At 35.7% G+C, this 16,050-nt stretch carries 20 protein-coding genes; 10 read left to right on the top strand and 10 right to left on the bottom strand.

Annotation, left to right across the window (positions count from 1 at the left end):
• The gene (locus tag EQ827_RS01940) at nt 1-954 is read left to right on the top strand and encodes an ABC transporter ATP-binding protein (protein ID WP_181189294.1); all 954 of its coding nucleotides are present in this window, start codon (nt 1-3) and stop codon (nt 952-954) included.
• A gap of 251 nt (nt 955-1,205) precedes the next feature.
• Nucleotides 1,206-1,961, top strand: a complete 756-nt coding sequence (locus EQ827_RS01935) for an NAD(P)H-dependent oxidoreductase (protein ID WP_181189293.1) — start codon at nt 1,206-1,208, stop codon at nt 1,959-1,961.
• Here EQ827_RS01935 and EQ827_RS01930 read toward each other — a convergent pair.
• The 4 genes from EQ827_RS01930 to EQ827_RS01915 form a co-directional block, all read right to left on the bottom strand.
• Complete coding sequence (locus tag EQ827_RS01930; RefSeq protein WP_181189292.1) at nt 1,954-2,892, bottom strand: DNA/RNA non-specific endonuclease; 939 nt, start codon at nt 2,890-2,892, stop codon at nt 1,954-1,956. The genes EQ827_RS01935 and EQ827_RS01930 overlap by 8 nt on opposite strands.
• Nucleotides 2,893-3,029: 137 nt before the next feature.
• Nucleotides 3,030-3,269 carry a GlsB/YeaQ/YmgE family stress response membrane protein gene (locus EQ827_RS01925; protein ID WP_181189291.1) on the bottom strand — a complete coding sequence of 80 codons (240 nt, stop codon included), beginning with the start codon at nt 3,267-3,269 and terminating at the stop codon, nt 3,030-3,032.
• Between the two features lie 79 nt (nt 3,270-3,348).
• A complete protein-coding gene (locus tag EQ827_RS01920; protein WP_181189290.1) occupies nt 3,349-4,095 on the bottom strand; it encodes an NADPH-dependent oxidoreductase in 747 nt (248 codons plus the stop codon).
• 2 nt (nt 4,096-4,097) lie between these two features.
• The gene (locus tag EQ827_RS01915) at nt 4,098-4,682 is read right to left on the bottom strand and encodes an SOS response-associated peptidase (protein WP_258231773.1); all 585 of its coding nucleotides are present in this window, start codon (nt 4,680-4,682) and stop codon (nt 4,098-4,100) included.
• 192 nt (nt 4,683-4,874) lie between these two features.
• Here EQ827_RS01915 and pnuC point away from each other — a divergent pair, with 192 nt between their 5' ends.
• On the top strand, nt 4,875-5,612 hold the full coding sequence (pnuC, locus tag EQ827_RS01910) for a nicotinamide riboside transporter PnuC (RefSeq protein ID WP_219912612.1): 738 nt from the start codon (nt 4,875-4,877) through the stop codon (nt 5,610-5,612).
• Between the two features lie 79 nt (nt 5,613-5,691).
• On the opposite strand, the gene EQ827_RS01905 is transcribed toward pnuC, so the two are convergent.
• The 4 genes from EQ827_RS01905 to EQ827_RS01890 all read right to left on the bottom strand — a co-directional run bounded on the left by EQ827_RS01905 (nt 5,692) and on the right by EQ827_RS01890 (nt 8,947).
• Nucleotides 5,692-6,867, bottom strand: coding sequence for an MFS transporter (locus EQ827_RS01905; RefSeq protein WP_181189289.1), 1,176 nt, complete (start codon nt 6,865-6,867; stop codon nt 5,692-5,694).
• A 181-nt stretch (nt 6,868-7,048) separates the two neighbouring features.
• Nucleotides 7,049-7,249 (bottom strand): cold-shock protein, encoded by a 201-nt coding sequence (locus tag EQ827_RS01900; RefSeq protein WP_181189288.1) that lies wholly within the window; start codon nt 7,247-7,249, stop codon nt 7,049-7,051.
• Nucleotides 7,250-7,490: 241 nt separating this feature from the next.
• Nucleotides 7,491-8,192 carry a C40 family peptidase gene (locus EQ827_RS01895; protein ID WP_181189287.1) on the bottom strand — a complete coding sequence of 234 codons (702 nt, stop codon included), beginning with the start codon at nt 8,190-8,192 and terminating at the stop codon, nt 7,491-7,493.
• Nucleotides 8,193-8,368: 176 nt separating this feature from the next.
• The gene (locus tag EQ827_RS01890) at nt 8,369-8,947 is read right to left on the bottom strand and encodes a guanylate kinase (protein ID WP_181189286.1); all 579 of its coding nucleotides are present in this window, start codon (nt 8,945-8,947) and stop codon (nt 8,369-8,371) included.
• 79 nt (nt 8,948-9,026) lie between these two features.
• Here EQ827_RS01890 and EQ827_RS01885 point away from each other — a divergent pair, with 79 nt between their 5' ends.
• A complete protein-coding gene (locus EQ827_RS01885; RefSeq protein ID WP_181189285.1) occupies nt 9,027-9,236 on the top strand; it encodes a DUF2187 domain-containing protein in 210 nt (69 codons plus the stop codon).
• Between the two features lie 72 nt (nt 9,237-9,308).
• On the opposite strand, the gene EQ827_RS01880 is transcribed toward EQ827_RS01885, so the two are convergent.
• Complete coding sequence (locus tag EQ827_RS01880) at nt 9,309-9,929, bottom strand: LVIS_2131 family protein (RefSeq protein WP_181189284.1); 621 nt, start codon at nt 9,927-9,929, stop codon at nt 9,309-9,311.
• 235 nt (nt 9,930-10,164) lie between these two features.
• Between EQ827_RS01880 and nrdH the strand changes: the two genes are divergently transcribed.
• From nrdH to nrdF, 4 genes are read left to right on the top strand one after another with little or no spacing between them, the layout of a single operon-like run.
• A complete protein-coding gene (nrdH, locus tag EQ827_RS01875) occupies nt 10,165-10,398 on the top strand; it encodes a glutaredoxin-like protein NrdH (protein WP_181189283.1) in 234 nt (77 codons plus the stop codon).
• A 1-nt stretch (nt 10,399) separates the two neighbouring features.
• Nucleotides 10,400-10,801 (top strand): class Ib ribonucleoside-diphosphate reductase assembly flavoprotein NrdI, encoded by a 402-nt coding sequence (gene nrdI, locus EQ827_RS01870; RefSeq protein WP_181189282.1) that lies wholly within the window; start codon nt 10,400-10,402, stop codon nt 10,799-10,801.
• Nucleotides 10,758-12,932: a class 1b ribonucleoside-diphosphate reductase subunit alpha gene (nrdE, locus tag EQ827_RS01865; RefSeq protein ID WP_181189281.1), complete on the top strand. Its 2,175-nt coding sequence runs from the start codon at nt 10,758-10,760 to the stop codon at nt 12,930-12,932. The genes nrdI and nrdE overlap by 44 nt, the downstream gene beginning before the upstream one ends.
• 11 nt (nt 12,933-12,943) lie before the next feature.
• Nucleotides 12,944-13,921, top strand: coding sequence for a class 1b ribonucleoside-diphosphate reductase subunit beta (gene nrdF / locus EQ827_RS01860; protein WP_181189280.1), 978 nt, complete (start codon nt 12,944-12,946; stop codon nt 13,919-13,921).
• Between the two features lie 73 nt (nt 13,922-13,994).
• Here the strand turns inward: nrdF and EQ827_RS01855 are convergent, their stop codons facing one another.
• Nucleotides 13,995-14,168: a hypothetical protein gene (locus tag EQ827_RS01855; protein WP_181189279.1), complete on the bottom strand. Its 174-nt coding sequence runs from the start codon at nt 14,166-14,168 to the stop codon at nt 13,995-13,997.
• A 600-nt stretch (nt 14,169-14,768) separates the two neighbouring features.
• Here EQ827_RS01855 and EQ827_RS01850 point away from each other — a divergent pair.
• Nucleotides 14,769-15,425 (top strand): CPBP family intramembrane glutamic endopeptidase, encoded by a 657-nt coding sequence (locus tag EQ827_RS01850; protein WP_181189278.1) that lies wholly within the window; start codon nt 14,769-14,771, stop codon nt 15,423-15,425.
• Between the two features lie 174 nt (nt 15,426-15,599).
• The gene (locus tag EQ827_RS01845) at nt 15,600-15,770 is read left to right on the top strand and encodes a hypothetical protein (protein WP_181189277.1); all 171 of its coding nucleotides are present in this window, start codon (nt 15,600-15,602) and stop codon (nt 15,768-15,770) included.
• Nucleotides 15,771-16,050: the final 280 nt, after the last annotated feature.

Genomic DNA, 16,050 nt, shown 5'->3' with positions numbered 1-16,050 from the left:
ATGACAGAAAATAAAAAAATTGTTCAAGTTCAACACCTAAAGCAATATTTTAGCCCGGGCAAACCTAACGAAGTGAAGGCCGTTGATGATATCAGCTTTGATATTTATGAAGGTGAAACCTTTGGACTAGTGGGTGAATCCGGCTCTGGCAAAAGCACCACCGGCCGCAGTATTATCCGCCTTTATAATCCTACTAGCGGTAAAATTCTTTTTAATGGGCAAGATATTAGTAAAATTAAAAATCATAGCAAGCAAATGCTGGAATTTCGGCGTGAAATGCAGATGATCTTTCAAGATCCCTATGCTTCTTTGGATCCGCGTATGAAGGTTAAAGATATTATTGCTGAAGGATTAGATGTCCATCGCCTTGTCCAAAATGACCAGGAACGTGATGCGCGCGTGGAAGAATTATTACAAATCGTGGGACTGAATCCCGATCATGCTACCCGTTATCCGCATGAGTTTTCCGGCGGCCAGCGGCAACGGATTGGAATAGCCCGGGCATTAGCAGTTGATCCTAAATTTATTATTGCTGATGAACCTATTTCCGCTTTGGATGTTTCAATTCAGGCTCAAGTTGTCAACCTGATGAAAGACATTCAGCGTAAAAACAATCTTACCTATCTTTTTATTGCGCATGACTTATCAATGGTCAAATATATTAGTGATCGTATTGCCGTTATGCATCAAGGACGCTTAATGGAATTAGGAACAGCCGAGGAAGTATACAATCATCCTCTACATCCTTACACTAAGAGTCTCTTATCAGCCGTTCCCTTACCTGATCCGGAATTAGAACGCAAGCGTCAACGAATACCTTACGATGCTTCTATTGAACAATCAGGTACTCAACCACGCACTTTACATGAAATTGTTCCGGGACATTTTGTTTATAGTACAGAAGATGAAATTGACCATTATCGTGAACAAGCTCTAGCAGTTGCTGAAGCCTAAATGATACTATAGTTGAACAATAATGTTAGCTAAAAATTATGTTCACAAGTTAACATCTAATGATTAAATAAAAAAGGGCTAAAACCAAATTTGGTTTTAGCCCTTTTTTATTTAATTTATTTTTATAATTAACTTCCAATCTAGTTTAAAAAATAATTTAAGGTAGAATAAAGATGATTTAAACAATTTTCAATAATATTTCATCAGTAAGTTAATAAAAGCTCTATACTATATTATTAGAGGTGATAATTATGAACACTTTAACAGCCAAAATTTTACAGCGCAAGATTCCAACTTCTGCAACCATTATTCCTAAAAATTTGCAACAACGTTATAAGCCCCGAGGATTTAATAATAGTGGCGATAAAACTAAAGTCTTAATCGTAGCCGGTGAACCACGCAAATATAGTTTGACTTATGACTTGATTTACACGGCTATGAAATATCTTGAAGAAAATAACTGTGTTGTTACCCTCCGTGACCTATACGATATAGGCTTTGACCCGGTTTTAAGAAAAGAAGAGTTTTATTACATCAAAGATGGTCTAGGCACTATTCCTAAACACTTAGCTGTTGAACAAAATTACGTTCAGCAAGCTGATATTTTGATTTTTGCTTATCCTAATTGGCATGACACTCCAATAGCTATTGTGAAAGGCTATATGGAAAAAGTCTTTGCGAGTGGTTTTGCTTATAAGATTACCAGTGAAGGGCCAAAAGGATTGCTACAAGGAAAATACCTCTATACTATTATGAACTGCGGTTATCTAGGAGGCGGTCAAGGTTATATTGGCGATGGCCTTGGTCAAAATGACAGCCTATGGGATCGATACATGCAGGCCTTTAAAGTCTTTGACGATGATACTGCTAATTTTTGGGGAATGAAAAATGCTGGCCGCTTTGTCAACGACCAACATCCCCAAAATTTTGCCCCCAATTATGCAGACAAATTAGAACCAATTCGTCAGGCATTGCGCGATCATCTGCAACGTGATTTACTTAATTAAGAGCAGCTTGCCCAGTTTGATAATTAATCTTCACTCCAGCTTGCGTATTGAAGGTCCACACATTAATTTGTAAAGCTTGAGGATTATGAACAGCTTGGGCTAAAACGTGAACGCCCCGCGGCACTAATTCATTACCATAATAAACCGGTATTGCTTGATAAAAAATCACTTCTTGCTGATGAGTTTTTAAAAAGTTGCGGACACGCGTCTCGGAATAGGCCATTCCGCCGGGGTTACTTTGACTATTAGTCCCAACATTTTGTGCTCTTGTGCCCAAGACAACATTATTAGTCATCATCGTACCGCCTAGTGACCACGCTAGTAAGTGACTCTTATTATACAAATAACCCCGATAATTATTTAAGTTTACAATGCGATTATTAGATTGATGACCATACCATTGCTGTTGATCGGCATCATAAGTACCATCAACATATTCACCAGAAATTCTCGTAGTTGCTGGAAATGGCGGCCGCTTCATGACCCGGCCGGAATGCTTCAAAACATCACGATAACGCACAAAGCTAGTTACCGCTTGCGTACGTCCTAATGAATCTAAATTATTATATAAAGTATCTTGTTGATCTTCGCTTTGCTTTAGATACACCTGTAAATTATTGCCAGAACGCATAATCTGCAGGCGTTTTTTAGCTGCTGAGGAAAATTCTGGTTGATTATTGTTGATAATGGCATAATTTTGGGGATATTTATGCGGGTCAAACTGTAGTTTGATTAACTCTTGATTATCGCTGCTATTAAGCTTAACTTGATTATTTTGTAATAAAGAACTAGGAGATATTTGGGAAGGATTATGCAGCAGCCGGTTTACTCCTCCAATTTTTCCGCCACCAAGTAAGGATAAAGCTACCAATAATATTAACCACACCCAATAAGAACTACTTGTTTTGTTACTTGCTTTTCTTTTTGCCATAATTTTTCTCCTTCATTATCAGACACCGTTTTGCGTATCTGTTTGGACAATTAAAAATAAGAGACTAAGTTTTAGGCTCAGTCTCTAATTACAGAATTGGTAGTGTGGAAAACTAATTTTTATGCTTACCAAGCTTATTATTGTGCCCGTTGAGCAAAATAACCCGCTACCATAATAACAATCACAGCTCCGATAATTGAAGGAATTAAGGCCATCCCTGCTAGATGTGGTCCCCAATGACCTAAAAGGGCTTGTCCAATTGTTGAACCTACCAAGCCCGAAACAATATTTCCAACCCAGCCCATACCTCTTTTAGTTAAGGCACCGGCAATTGCCCCAATAAGAGCACCAACAATCAAAACCCATAACCAATGCATTGATCTTCTTCCTCCTCATTTATCATTACCCTGATTGTACCGTTACTTACTTAAATTTTCAATTCGGCTTAAACTAAGATTATTCTAGACATAATCCCTGCTGATGCAAAATATTCAGGATTTGATCTCGCTTAGCCAGACTAGTATTTAACTTGGTGGTAATTTGGTGAGTGAAAGTATCTACGCGCTGATTAGTATCTCTTAAATCATAGTATTGATGAATTACTTCATCATAATCAGCTAAATCAGCTAATTGATAATGGTAATCATAATGATTTTCAAAAGTTCTAAATTGTAGTGGCAAACGTGGTTTTAATTGCGGCTGTTGATCAGGAATGCCGACTTGAAGACCTAATAATGGGAAAGTTAATTGCGGCAGCTGCAGCACGTCAATCAATTTTTGGACATCATTTTGGATACTACCTAAGAAAACACACCCTAAGCCCATACTTTCAGCCGCAGTGGTAACATTTTGCGCAGCCAAAACTGTATCTTCCATGGCCTGCAAAAAAACATCCGTAGCATGTAAACGTCCATCACCAACACCTTTTTGCTGACGAATCTGCTGATTGCGGTACAAATCGATTACAAAAACGAATAAATCTCCATTAGCGCCCACATAAGCTTGATTGCTGACGGCGCGAATTTGTGCACGAATTTGCGGATCAGTGATATGGATTATGGAACACTGCTGTAAAAAAGTTGAAGTTGCGGTTTGACGGGCAACTTCCATTAAGGTTTGTAATTGTTCCGCTGTTAAAGTTTGTGGTTTAAAAGCGCGAATAGTGCGTCTTTTTAATAATAAATTCAAGGTTGAATTTTCCATGATTAACCCTCCTGATTTTGTTTTGATTTTAAAGTAGCAGTTAGTGGCGGTTGTTCTTGTGTTAATAACTGACGCGCAAACTTGATATCTTTAAGCCAAGGAGAAATTTGCTTTTTAGATAATAGCAATGGCATACGCTGATGAATAGGCGCAACCGCAGCATTGGGTTTAGTAGTAATAATAATTCCGTGTCTCTTCTGAGAAAAATAATCATAAAAACCCGCAATATATAAAGGCTGCGGCGTTGGCGTATAATTAAACCAATATTTTTCTTTAACTTGATTCCATTCAAAAAATCCAGTAGTTGGATATACAGCACGTTGAGTTTGAAAAGGACGTGCAAAAAGACGCTTTTGTTCTAAAGTTTCTGCACGAGCATTAATAATATTCTGATTAGTTTGAAAGCCAGGAAACCCCCACGGCATAGTTGTCACAATAATATTTTGCTGTTGACTCACAACTACGGCAGTTAAATCTGTTGGAAATACTTCTCCTGTGGCCGGTTTGGCACCACTTTGGCAAGCCAAATCATAAATTCGCTGTATTTCTGGGCTGGCTTGAGGCTCAAACATAAAACGACCGCACAAACTTGTCACCTCCACTTTTTACATCTAACTATCATACTACACTTTAAGGCATTCAGTGTTAATGAGGATTAGTTGCTATATATTGTGGTAATTATTCCCATAACACATATATCTAGTATTTTAAAGACTTTTTTTTTATAAATTTTCTAGTAGAATAGATTGTCAGAAACAAAAACATGAGGAGGACTTATCTTGCAAGGTACACAGGAGAATTATTTTAAATGGTTGTTCAACCAACTTAAAGGCTGGCCGCAACAAAATTATTATTTGTTCTGGTTTTCACTTGGTTGTCAGATTATGACTTTAGTTGATAATCCAATTACACCTGTAGCAATTATCACCTTTATTGGAACAACCTTAGGAGTATTATGTGTCTTAGCCATTAACGCCACAAAAGCGGTAAATGGCTGGCTGGGATTATTAAGCGCGGCTTGTTTTATCTATGTCGGCTTTGAAGCTAAGAATTACTTATCGATGTTTGAGCAATTGGCTTATGTCTTGACCTTAGATATTCCTATTCTCATCAGTGTTAGAACTTGGAATGACGACACTAAGAATCATCTCAAAAAATTCTCTGCTAAAGAATGGCTAATATCTATTGTTTTCACTTTAATTGTGTGGGCACTAAGTGCTTATCTGATTGGGCATTTAACTAATGATCCGCGTCCAATTTATGATGGGATGGCCTTTGCTATTAGTTTAACGGGTGGTATTGTCTGCTTCTTGCGGTACAACAATCAATACTTCTGGTGGCTAACTTCTGGAATTGCACAATTAATCTTGTGGGCAATCACCTTTAAACAAGGGGACGCTAGCTTAGGTATGGCAATTAATTCTAGTGTCTATGTAGTCAACGATATCTTGGCCTTCACAGTTAGTCCTTGGTTCAATACCGGCCGCCGGCGTTTAGGCTTAAAAGAAATTAAATAATTTAATCTATAAAATCGGCATTGAAATACAATTATTTATAAAAAACCACGGCAAATTATGTCGTGGTTTTTTTATATTATTATCTAGTAGCCTTATTAAAGTTATTTATCAAAATAACTATTATAATCGCAATCACTGCATATAAAGCCCCACTCGGGCCGACACTTAATAATCCAACATGACCGACTAAAAAACTCCCCGTAGCTGAGCCAACTGCAATACCAAAATTAGAAAAAATTGAGTTAATAGAAGAAGCTAATAAGATGGACTGCGGATAATCTTGACTAGCAATATCCAAATAAAAAATTGCAATTGGTGAACTAACTAGGTACATCGCAATCCCAATTAATAAAATTATACCTAAACTCAACCAGCGCCATTTTAATAGCACAGGCAATAATAAAAGCACTACTAATAAGGCTCCATAAATCTTGGGCATATATGTTAAGCCATCCCGCTCAGCCAGCCATCCACTCACTTGATTGCTAATAATTGAGGTAATTCCATAAAGAAATAAAATAATCGTAATTGCGTTCGCACTAAATTTCAAAGGGCCAGATAAGATTGGCCGCAAATACGTGTATAAAGGATAGATACTAGCCAAGTTAAATAACGGCAATAACATCCCAATTAAAATACGCCGATCTGTGAAAATTTGCAGCTGCTGCTTCATTTTGCTGTGCGGAGGCACAATATTATTAGGCAGTGCCAATAACATTAACCCCAAAGTCAAAACACTCACGACCGCAATTATCATGAAAGCAGCCTGCCAACGCCAATGTATACTAATCCAAGTCCCAATAGGTACTCCCAAAACCGAAGCAATACTAAAACCAGAATAAATTCCGGCAATGACTCGTGGGCGCTTATCCACGCTACTAATATAATTAGCAAAAGTCATGGCTAAAGAAACAATTACTCCCGAAACCAAAGCGGTGATAACCCGCGACAAAGCCAACCAGGAGAAATTGACGGCCACAGCACTTAACACATTACCCCCAATAAAAACAATCATCAAAGCAGCCATAGAATAATATAAATTGTATTGGCCAATCATGGTAGCAATAATCGGTGTGCTAACAGCATAGACTAAAGCGAAAATAGTGACCAAATAGCCTACTGAAGCCACTGATGTATGTAAATTTTGTGCAATATCATTTAAAATACCGACAATTACAAATTCACTACAACCTAAAATAAAACCCGTAGTCACTAAAACAAAAATTTGAATTGGTAAAGTCTGTAATTTTTTCATAACTATCTCCAAGCTTTTTAATTAAACTTGGATATAATAGCATAAAAAACTCAGTACTGTAAACACGTGCATTAAAAAAACCACAAAAAAATCGAAGCATAATTGCTTCGATTTGTTAGTTTATTATAATTGAATAATTCTATTCGCTTAATCATGTTAAGCATTAAATATAACTCAATAATTAAGCAGCAACAACATTAACTGCTTGTGGTCCACGATCACTTTCTTCAACATCGAAAGTAACATGTTGGCCATCGTCTAAACTCTTGTAGCCATCACTTTGAATAGCAGAGAAATGAACGAAAAGATCGTCACCATTATCGCGAGTAATAAAACCATAACCTTTGTCACTATTAAACCATTTAACTGTACCTTGTTCCATATGAATGAAACCTCCTGCGCCGTGCGCAATATAATTTTGCATTAAAGTCGAGCTAGAAAATAATCATTCATATAAGAACAGAAAATTTTAACCGAATCATTAACCCAATAAATATATAATACATCATATTTTAAAAAAAGCAAGGAAAACATTAATTATTTTTACATGATATTTTAATATTTAACAATAAAAAAAACAGCTACCTGACTTATCCAGTGCTGTTACAATTATTAATCTTTAATTATTTTAATACCCGTGTTCCAAATGATGGCATGAAGTAACTAGAGATAGTATGAACACTGACATTTTGTCCAGGTTGCGGAGCATCGATATATTGGTTATTGCCCGCATATAAAGCTACATGATAAGTTGCACCATGAGAACCCCAAAATACTAAATCACCTGGTTTTAAATCTTTAATATCAACGCTATCGCCAGCAGCTTCTTGAGCAACTGTATAGCCACCAATTTCTTTACCTAAAGCTTGTTGATAAACATAATGCATTAAGCCAGAGCAATCAAATGCACTAGGACCCTTTGCACCCCAAGCATAAGGCTTGCCTAATTGAGCCTTAGCGGTATCGATCAATTTTTGAGCTTGTGCACTAGTATCATTAGCGCCTAAGATATTACTACTCTTAATCCAAGCGTTAGCAGCTAAATTATACCAAACTTGACCTTGAGCATCAGTAGCCGTGCCAACAACCGCCCAGCTAGTTTTATCAGCAACATTTTGACCAGTTAAAGCGGCATTATCAGAAGGACTTACACGTAAACCAATTTCTTGACCATTAGAATTAACCACTACAGATTGTCCAACAGTTGCGGCTTGTACTATCGGTGTATTGTTATTAACATCATTTACATAATCAACTACAGCCACGGATGAAAGACCGATAACACTAGCTGCAACTAAACTGGCAATTTGTTTTTTAGAAATCATAAAAAATATTTTCCTCCAATATCAGTAGTAACGATTGTTTTAAATTGAATTATTTTTAAATTTTAATGCTGTTCAATCTCTTTTGAACAACTCAACAATGAGAACAATACACTACTTATATTGCAGAAATGTTACAAACAAACAAATAAAGCATTACAAATACTTGTCCAAATATGTCAACGCCGCTTTTGAGTTCGATGTTCAGCGGTTTTCAGCTGTTTAATTAGTAGATCTAATTGCTTTTGAGTCTGTAGCCAATTGCTATTGTCAATAACGTGAGCAGTGGCTTTTAAAGTTGAGGGTAGATGTAAATCACGCTGAAATTCTGGGCTAGTAAGGCGTTTTTTTAAGGCTTGACTGTCGTCATTGCGACGCTGCAGCCGTTCATAAAGCTCTTTTGAATCTACCGTCAAAAAGATTATCACTGTATTTTGAGGATAATGTTGCTGATAGCTTAATGCCCCTGCCCCATCCAAAACAATGCTCACCCAATCGCTCTGTTGCCATGCACGTAAAAGTCCAACGACTGAAGATCCATAACGATAATGTGCATAATTAACTTGCTCTAAATACTCGTTATTGGCAAAACTAGCTGGCGTTTCAAAATAATAATCTACCCCATCCTGTTCCCCAAGACGCTTAGGACGTGTTGTATGCGTAATAATCGGAGTAATTCCGTAATGCTGTTGTAAATAATGACTAACAGTCGTCTTGCCGACGCCACTGGCTCCAGTTAAAACGATAATTTTTTTCATAAAAAAGCTCCTAAGTAATTGTCAAATTAATAATTATATTCTATTATAATAGAAGTTTATTTAAAGGAGGGCTAAATTCATGAAGATTTCTGCAATTAATGTCGGCGATAAACTACAAGGTAAAGTCCAAGAAGATATGGAACATCCCTTTACTGGTACCGTCGAAAAAATATACAGCAATTCTGCACTTTTAACAATTGATAGTTATGATCCTAAAGATGCTGACAATGTTGCCGAATTAAACAATAAAATCGTTGTTAATGCCCAATCATTAAAAAAAGCTAAATAAAATTTTAATTATAATAATTAAAAACAGGGGTTAGGATAAATTTTATCCTAACCCCTGACTTATTTCATCTGGTTATTTACTAATATCTACAAAGGTACTAGAAGGAACTCTAATTAAATAATAATCAGTGGCCACTGCGCCAGCATGTAAACATAAACCATTAATAGCATTATTCTTATAACGCGCCACCATAGTCATTACATAAGCATATTGATATTTTTTATCATATTTTTCTGCGTTTGGCCAAGGATAATTTTTGGCATTTAAACTGATGGGCTGATGACCGTCAGAGATTGAGGCATTATTACCTGGAACTTTAATCTTAGCTCCGTTCACCCAATAAGTATAATATTGAATGACATTTTTGCTTTGAGCTTGTTTAGCCTGCACATAAAACCCCTGGGCCGCTTTAGTTTGCATTACCAAGGGTTTAACCTCATAGGAAAGATAAATCCGGTTGGTATCTTTAATGCTGACTTTATTAAAGAATGTTAAATAAAACATCCCGCCGATAGCCAACAAGATTGCTCCTATCTCTAACACATCTAACAAGCTGTTTGATAAAGAACGATGTTTTTTTTGAACTACAATCATTTTTAAATGCCGGCTTCGAACATTAATAATAACTAGTACAATCGCCACAATAATCAGCAACCAAACTGCCAAACCCAGAATATTCCAATTTAAATGCATTAATCCATACTCTCCAAATCTTAAAATAACTTCCCTAGTGCTTTAATTATAGCTCATTTAGGGGGTGCTTAGCCACGAAAATTCCCCAATAAAAATTTATATTCCTCAAACCCGCTCCTCGCAAGGTTCCAGCAACCACATGATAGTGTGCTCGCTTTTTTACTTGGCACAATATATTGTATTTATCAATTTGACCAGCTATAATTAACTACAGTTTAACAAGGGGGCATTAATTATGAAACAATCAATTACCGTTTTTACTAAAAATGGCTGTATCCAATGCAAAATGACAAAGAGATTTTTAAATGAACATGACGTTAACTTTGAAGAACATAACATTAATACACAACCACAATATCTCCAATATCTCAAGCAGCAAGGATTTCAAAGTGTGCCTGTAGTGATGGCAGCTGACAATAATCCAATTGTTGGCTTTCGTCCTGATGCACTAAAGAAGCTGGTCCATTAAAATGAAAATTGCTTTTTATTCAATCACCGGACAAACTCGGCGTTTTATCGAAAAGACTGGTCTTCAAGCTTATGAAATTAATGACGCGGATCCTGATTATGAAATGGGCGCTCCTTATGTCTTAGTAGTTCCCGCCTATGATGATGATATGATGGATGCAGTGATTGATTTTTTGAGTTACAAATCTAATGCTCATAACCTAGTAGGTGTAGCTGGTGGCGGCAATCGTAATTTTAACGAACTATATATTCATACCGCCAAAGATATCGCCCAAGGTTTGCAAGTACCAGTAATTTTTGATTTTGAATTTAATGGTACTGCCAATGATGTTAAAAATTTCCAGAAAGTAGTGGAAGAACTTGAGTCTAAACAATCTCGACATATCCAAAGTCACATACTTTAAATTAAATAACGAATTAAATATTCCCGTCGATGGACGTATTCCTTTAGACCGTGATCAAGCTGCTTTGGCAGCTTTTTTTAAGGAAAATGTACAGCCAAATACTAAAATCGCTGCTAATCTGCAAGACCACTTACATCACTTGATCGAAACTGACTATTTAGAAGCCGATTTCTTAGAACAGTATCCTTTTCCCTTTATCCAAAAACTTTATGACTATTTAAAAGCGCAAAATTTTCGTTTTAAATCCTTTATGGCTGCTTATAAATTCTATAATCAATATGCCATGAAGACTAGTGATGGCAGCTATTATTTAGAAAATTATGAATTACGGGTCTTATTTAATGCACTTTACTTCGCAGGCGGCGATCAAGATTTAGCTCAACAACTTGCTGACGAAATGATCCACCAACGTTATCAGCCGGCGACACCCTCATTTTTAAATGCCGGTAAAAAACGGCGCGGAGAATTTGTTTCCTGCTTTTTAATCCAAATCACTGATGACATGAATTCCATCGGCAGAGCCATCAACAGTGCTTTACAGTTATCTCGAATTGGTGGCGGTGTAGGTTTAACCCTTTCCAATTTACGAGAAGCTGGTTCTCCTATTAAGGGCATTAAAGGCGCTTCCAGTGGTGTTTTACCCGTCATGAAATTACTAGAAGATAGTTTTAGTTATAGTAATCAACTAGGCCAGCGCCAAGGTGCGGGTGCAGTATATCTGAATGTCTTTCATCCTGACATTATAGATTTTCTTTCTGCCAAAAAAGAAAATGCCGATGAAAAAATCCGCGTCAAAACTCTTTCCTTGGGAGTTATTGTTCCCGATAAGTTTTATGAATTAGTTAAAAATAATGCTGATATGTATCTATTCAGTCCTTATGATGTTGAACGCATTTACAAGATGCCATTTTCTTATGTGGATATCACTAAGGAATACGAACAAATGGTAGCCAATCCTCAAATCACCAAATATAAGATTAAAGCGCGCGATCTAGAATTAGAAATCAGTAAATTGCAACAAGAGTCAGGCTATCCTTATATTCTAAATATTGACACCGCTAATCGAGCCAACCCGATTGCTGGCAAAATCATTATGAGTAATCTGTGCTCCGAAATTCAGCAAGTGCAACTGCCATCCGAAATCAATGATCGGCAAGAATATGTCACTATGGGTACTGATGTAAGCTGTAATTTAGGTTCCACCAATATTGCTAATCTCATGCACAGTCCCGACTTTGGCCGCTCGGTACGGGCAATGACACGGGCTTTGACCTATGTTTCGGACCACTCTAACATTGAGGCTGTACCAACAATTAAAAAAGGTAATCAACTAAGCCATGCTATTGGATTAGGAGCAATGGGGCTGCATACTTACTTAGCCATGAACCAAATTGAATATGGCTGTGAGGCAGCTTTGGAATTTACTAGTGTTTACTTCATGCTTCTCAATTATTGGACTCTGGTAGAAAGTAATCAATTAGCCCGTGAACGTCAGACAACTTTTGCCAATTTTGACAAATCTAAATATGCAGATGGCAGTTATTTCTTTCAGTATCGGCATCATGACTTTCGCCCGCAAAACCCGCAGGTTCAACAATTATTTAAAGATATCTTTATTCCTGGACCTGAGGATTGGCAAAAATTACAAGAAAAAGTTCAAAAAGATGGCTTATATAATGCTTATCGTCTTGCCGTCGCTCCGACAGGCTCAATTTCTTATATTGATGATACTAGTGCCAGCTTGCAACCAATTACTTGGCTAGTTGAAGAACGCCAAGAAAAGAAAAATGGTAAACTCTATTACCCAGCTCCTCATTTAAGCAATGAAACTATTCCTTATTATAAATCAGCTTATGATACTGATATGCGCCAAGTAATTAATACCTATGCGGCAGCACAGCGCCATGTCGATCAAGGAATGAGCTTGACCTTATTTGTCCGTTCTTCTATTCCAGCAGGCTTATATGAATGGAAAACTCCCGACGAGGAAGGTAAACAAACCACTCGTGATTTGACGATTCTACGCAATTATGCCTATTATAAGGGTATCAAGTCATTATATTATGTACGCACCTTTACTGATGATAGTGGCGAAATTGGCGTCAATGAATGTGAGAGTTGTACAATATAAAGGAGTACAAAATGGTTGAAACATATTACAAAGCAATTAATTGGAATGAAATTGAAGATCAAATTGACAAAGCCACTTGGGAAAAATTAACCGAACAATTTTGGTTAGATACCCGTATCCCCTTATCCAATGATCGTGACGATTGGCGGACATTATCAGACGTTGAACATACGCTAGTAGGACACGTTTTTGGTGGGTTAACCTTGTTAGATACCTTACAATCCCAAGATGGAATTGATCAATTGCGTCAGGATACCCGTACTCAAGAAGAAATGGCCGTTTTTAATAACATTCAATTCATGGAATCTGTTCATGCCAAAAGCTATTCTTCCATCTTTAGCACCTTGAATACCACCGAAGAAATTGAAGAAATCTTCGATTGGACCAATCATAATAAATATCTGCAGCATAAAGCCGAAGTCATCAATGAAATCTATCAAAATGGCCAACCTTTAGAAAAGAAAGTTGCTTCTGTTTTCTTAGAAACTTTCTTATTCTATTCTGGCTTTTATACACCTCTATATTACCTGGGAAATAATAAGTTAACTAACGTTGCCGAAATTATTAAACTGATTATTCGTGATGAGTCCGTTCACGGAACTTATATTGGCTATAAATTCCAGTTAGGCTTTAATGAACTGACCAAAGATGAACAACAAAAATTACAAGATTGGATGTATGATCTGTTATATAGTCTTTATGATAATGAGGAAAAGTATACTTCCCAGCTATATGATGAAATTGGCTGGACTGACGATGTTAATAACTTCTTACGTTATAATGCCAATAAAGCCCTCATGAATTTAGGCCAGAATCCTTTATTCGCTGACGGTAATGCCGAAAATGTCAATCCTATTGTCATGAATGGCCTTTCAACCGGCACCAATAACCATGACTTCTTCTCTCAAGTTGGTAATGGCTATTTATTGGGTAAAGTTTCGGCTATGAAAGATGACGATTATAATATTGGTTTAGATGATAAACATTAAGCAAATTTAAAAAGATTTAAAAAATCCATCCAGGTTGCAATCTGAATGGATTTTTATTATCTAAACGACTTTATCAGGATTGTTTTTTTAGGGAGTGCAGTGATGAAAAAGCCCATACTACATTAATAACAATTACTATTAAATAAAATGCATCCCCTACTTTGTTAGTACCATAAGATGGAGAAATTACATATCCAAAGCCAATAATATTAATCATAATTATAAAAATAGCAAACCACTTTTTCATACAACCACCTCCAACAAAATTATATATATTAAAAAATGTTAATGTAATTATACCCCCCCAGATTGATTGTCAACAAGGCTTTATTTAACAAATAATTATCAGATAAGCTCAATCTTTATTAACGTTTATCAGTCAAATATTAACGTTAAAATTTTAACAGCTCTTTTGCTAAAAATACTTGTTATAATCAAAATCAAGATCGCTAAGGGGGTGGCAAAATTTTGTCAATACTATTCTGGGCACTCATTTTAGCATTGAAATTTTTACACCTTGATTCAGTCTCTAATTTCTTAGAAGTTATTTTTTATCTTAGTGCCAGCATCTTATTTTTTGTTTGTCTAAGTCTAATTATAAAAAGAGGGTAAAACCATGAAAAAATCAGATTTTTATACACCCGAAGACCGTGAGTTATGGAACCAACTAAAAACCACTTGAAAAAATACGGTGTCTGGATAATTTGGACAGTAGCACTTTGTATTGGGTTTTTAATTGGAATTATTGTCGGCTTAAACCACATTAACCATTAATAATTGCAATGAAAATACATGTTTGTAATAATTTTTTAGGCATCTTTTTACCAACTTTCGGAGGAATTTCATAATGAGTAATCTACGTAAAATTTTAAACTTGATTGGTTATTTTATAGGCTATCAATGCTTTGTATCAATAATATTTATTGGTTTATACTTTCCCCATCAAATTAAAATTTGGGCAACTATTATCTTCGCTATTATTGGTTGTCTCTTATCGGGCAAATATTTATGGTGGCTTATCAATAAATATCGTAGCCAGCAAGACTTAAAATTTAATTTGCCAAGGTTTTCTACAATAAAAGTTTTAATTATTGCAGTCATTATTATATCTTTAATTCAATATTTAACTAATTTTATTCCAGAACCTACCAATCAAAAGGAACTAGATAAATTAATTCAGGCTAATATCCCCTTATTTTCCCTATCAACTGTTATTCTTGCGCCACTATATGAAGAGTTAATTTTTCGAGGCTTTTTGGCTAAATACTTTTTCCCTAATTTTAAAAATGGCAAAAATGTTATTCTTTACGCTGTAATATCCGGAGTGTTGTTCGGTTTTGCCCATGAACCAGTACTTGACGCTGCATTTTTATTATATTCCAGTATTGGAATTGTACTAGCTATGACTTATGTAAATTGCCGAGATCTTCGTTACAATATTGGCTTACACATGTTAATGAACTTAGTAGCCACCGGAATCATGATTTTAAATATGAATATTTAAATTGTGCAAAACTATTATAGTTCCAGCTCTCTAGTCATTAACGAATAACTAGAACTAGTCTTAACGTTAAAAGGTCAAATATTAACGTTAAAAAAACTTCGCACCTTTCATCAACAAAATGCACTATGCTATAGATATTGAAAGAATAATTATTGTTAATTGGTGGTGTGAACAATGTTTAAAAAACTTGCCTTTGATCGTAATTTTTATAAGAAACAACAATTTTATTTTTCATTGTTATTTGTCCCCCTACTGACCCATGCGTTGTTAGCCCATGCTGATTTATCTATTTGTGGACCGCTGTCTTTAGCTACTTTTATTGAGATTGTCTTTACATTATTTTAGCTTTTATCGCCTATAAATTATATTAAGAAGGTGTTTCTCATGACCAAAAAACAAATCATGATAAAATTTTGGAGTAAATTAGGGTTCAGTATTATTTTTCTGTTGTTTAGTTTGTTAAACTTAACGTCCCCTGTCAATATGCTTCTTTTGCTGGGGGATATTATCTTCATTGGTTTGATTTTATGGATATTATATTATTCAATAAGACTAATTATTAATTTCAAACAAGAATTACAAAAAGTATAGTATTAATTAGTACCAATACTACTGATTTGATCAA

The organism is Bombilactobacillus bombi, from assembly GCF_013607485.1.
GTDB lineage: Bacteria > Bacillota > Bacilli > Lactobacillales > Lactobacillaceae > Bombilactobacillus > Bombilactobacillus bombi_A.
This window is presented reverse-complemented; position numbering and strand designations above follow the sequence as displayed.

Bases quoted from the DNA above. Each gene is read 5' to 3' on its own strand.
- EQ827_RS01895 (WP_181189287.1), bottom strand. From the start codon at position 8,192: ATGATTTCTAAAAAACAAATTGCCAGTTTAGTTGCAGCTAGTGTTATC.
- EQ827_RS01930 (WP_181189292.1), bottom strand. From the start codon at position 2,892: ATGGCAAAAAGAAAAGCAAGTAACAAAACAAGTAGTTCTTATTGGGTG.
- EQ827_RS01850 (WP_181189278.1), top strand. From the start codon at position 14,769: ATGAGTAATCTACGTAAAATTTTAAACTTGATTGGTTATTTTATAGGC.
- EQ827_RS01905 (WP_181189289.1), bottom strand. From the start codon at position 6,867: ATGAAAAAATTACAGACTTTACCAATTCAAATTTTTGTTTTAGTGACT.
- EQ827_RS01925 (WP_181189291.1), bottom strand. From the start codon at position 3,269: ATGCATTGGTTATGGGTTTTGATTGTTGGTGCTCTTATTGGGGCAATT.
- EQ827_RS01845 (WP_181189277.1), top strand. From the start codon at position 15,600: ATGTTTAAAAAACTTGCCTTTGATCGTAATTTTTATAAGAAACAACAA.
- EQ827_RS01880 (WP_181189284.1), bottom strand. From the start codon at position 9,929: ATGCATTTAAATTGGAATATTCTGGGTTTGGCAGTTTGGTTGCTGATT.
- EQ827_RS01935 (WP_181189293.1), top strand. From the start codon at position 1,206: ATGAACACTTTAACAGCCAAAATTTTACAGCGCAAGATTCCAACTTCT.
- EQ827_RS01885 (WP_181189285.1), top strand. From the start codon at position 9,027: ATGAAGATTTCTGCAATTAATGTCGGCGATAAACTACAAGGTAAAGTC.
- EQ827_RS01940 (WP_181189294.1), top strand. From the start codon at position 1: ATGACAGAAAATAAAAAAATTGTTCAAGTTCAACACCTAAAGCAATAT.
- EQ827_RS01900 (WP_181189288.1), bottom strand. From the start codon at position 7,249: ATGGAACAAGGTACAGTTAAATGGTTTAATAGTGACAAAGGTTATGGT.
- nrdI (WP_181189282.1), top strand. From the start codon at position 10,400: ATGAAAATTGCTTTTTATTCAATCACCGGACAAACTCGGCGTTTTATC.
- nrdH (WP_181189283.1), top strand. From the start codon at position 10,165: ATGAAACAATCAATTACCGTTTTTACTAAAAATGGCTGTATCCAATGC.
- EQ827_RS01920 (WP_181189290.1), bottom strand. From the start codon at position 4,095: ATGGAAAATTCAACCTTGAATTTATTATTAAAAAGACGCACTATTCGC.
- nrdF (WP_181189280.1), top strand. From the start codon at position 12,944: ATGGTTGAAACATATTACAAAGCAATTAATTGGAATGAAATTGAAGAT.
- EQ827_RS01855 (WP_181189279.1), bottom strand. From the start codon at position 14,168: ATGAAAAAGTGGTTTGCTATTTTTATAATTATGATTAATATTATTGGC.
- EQ827_RS01890 (WP_181189286.1), bottom strand. From the start codon at position 8,947: ATGAAAAAAATTATCGTTTTAACTGGAGCCAGTGGCGTCGGCAAGACG.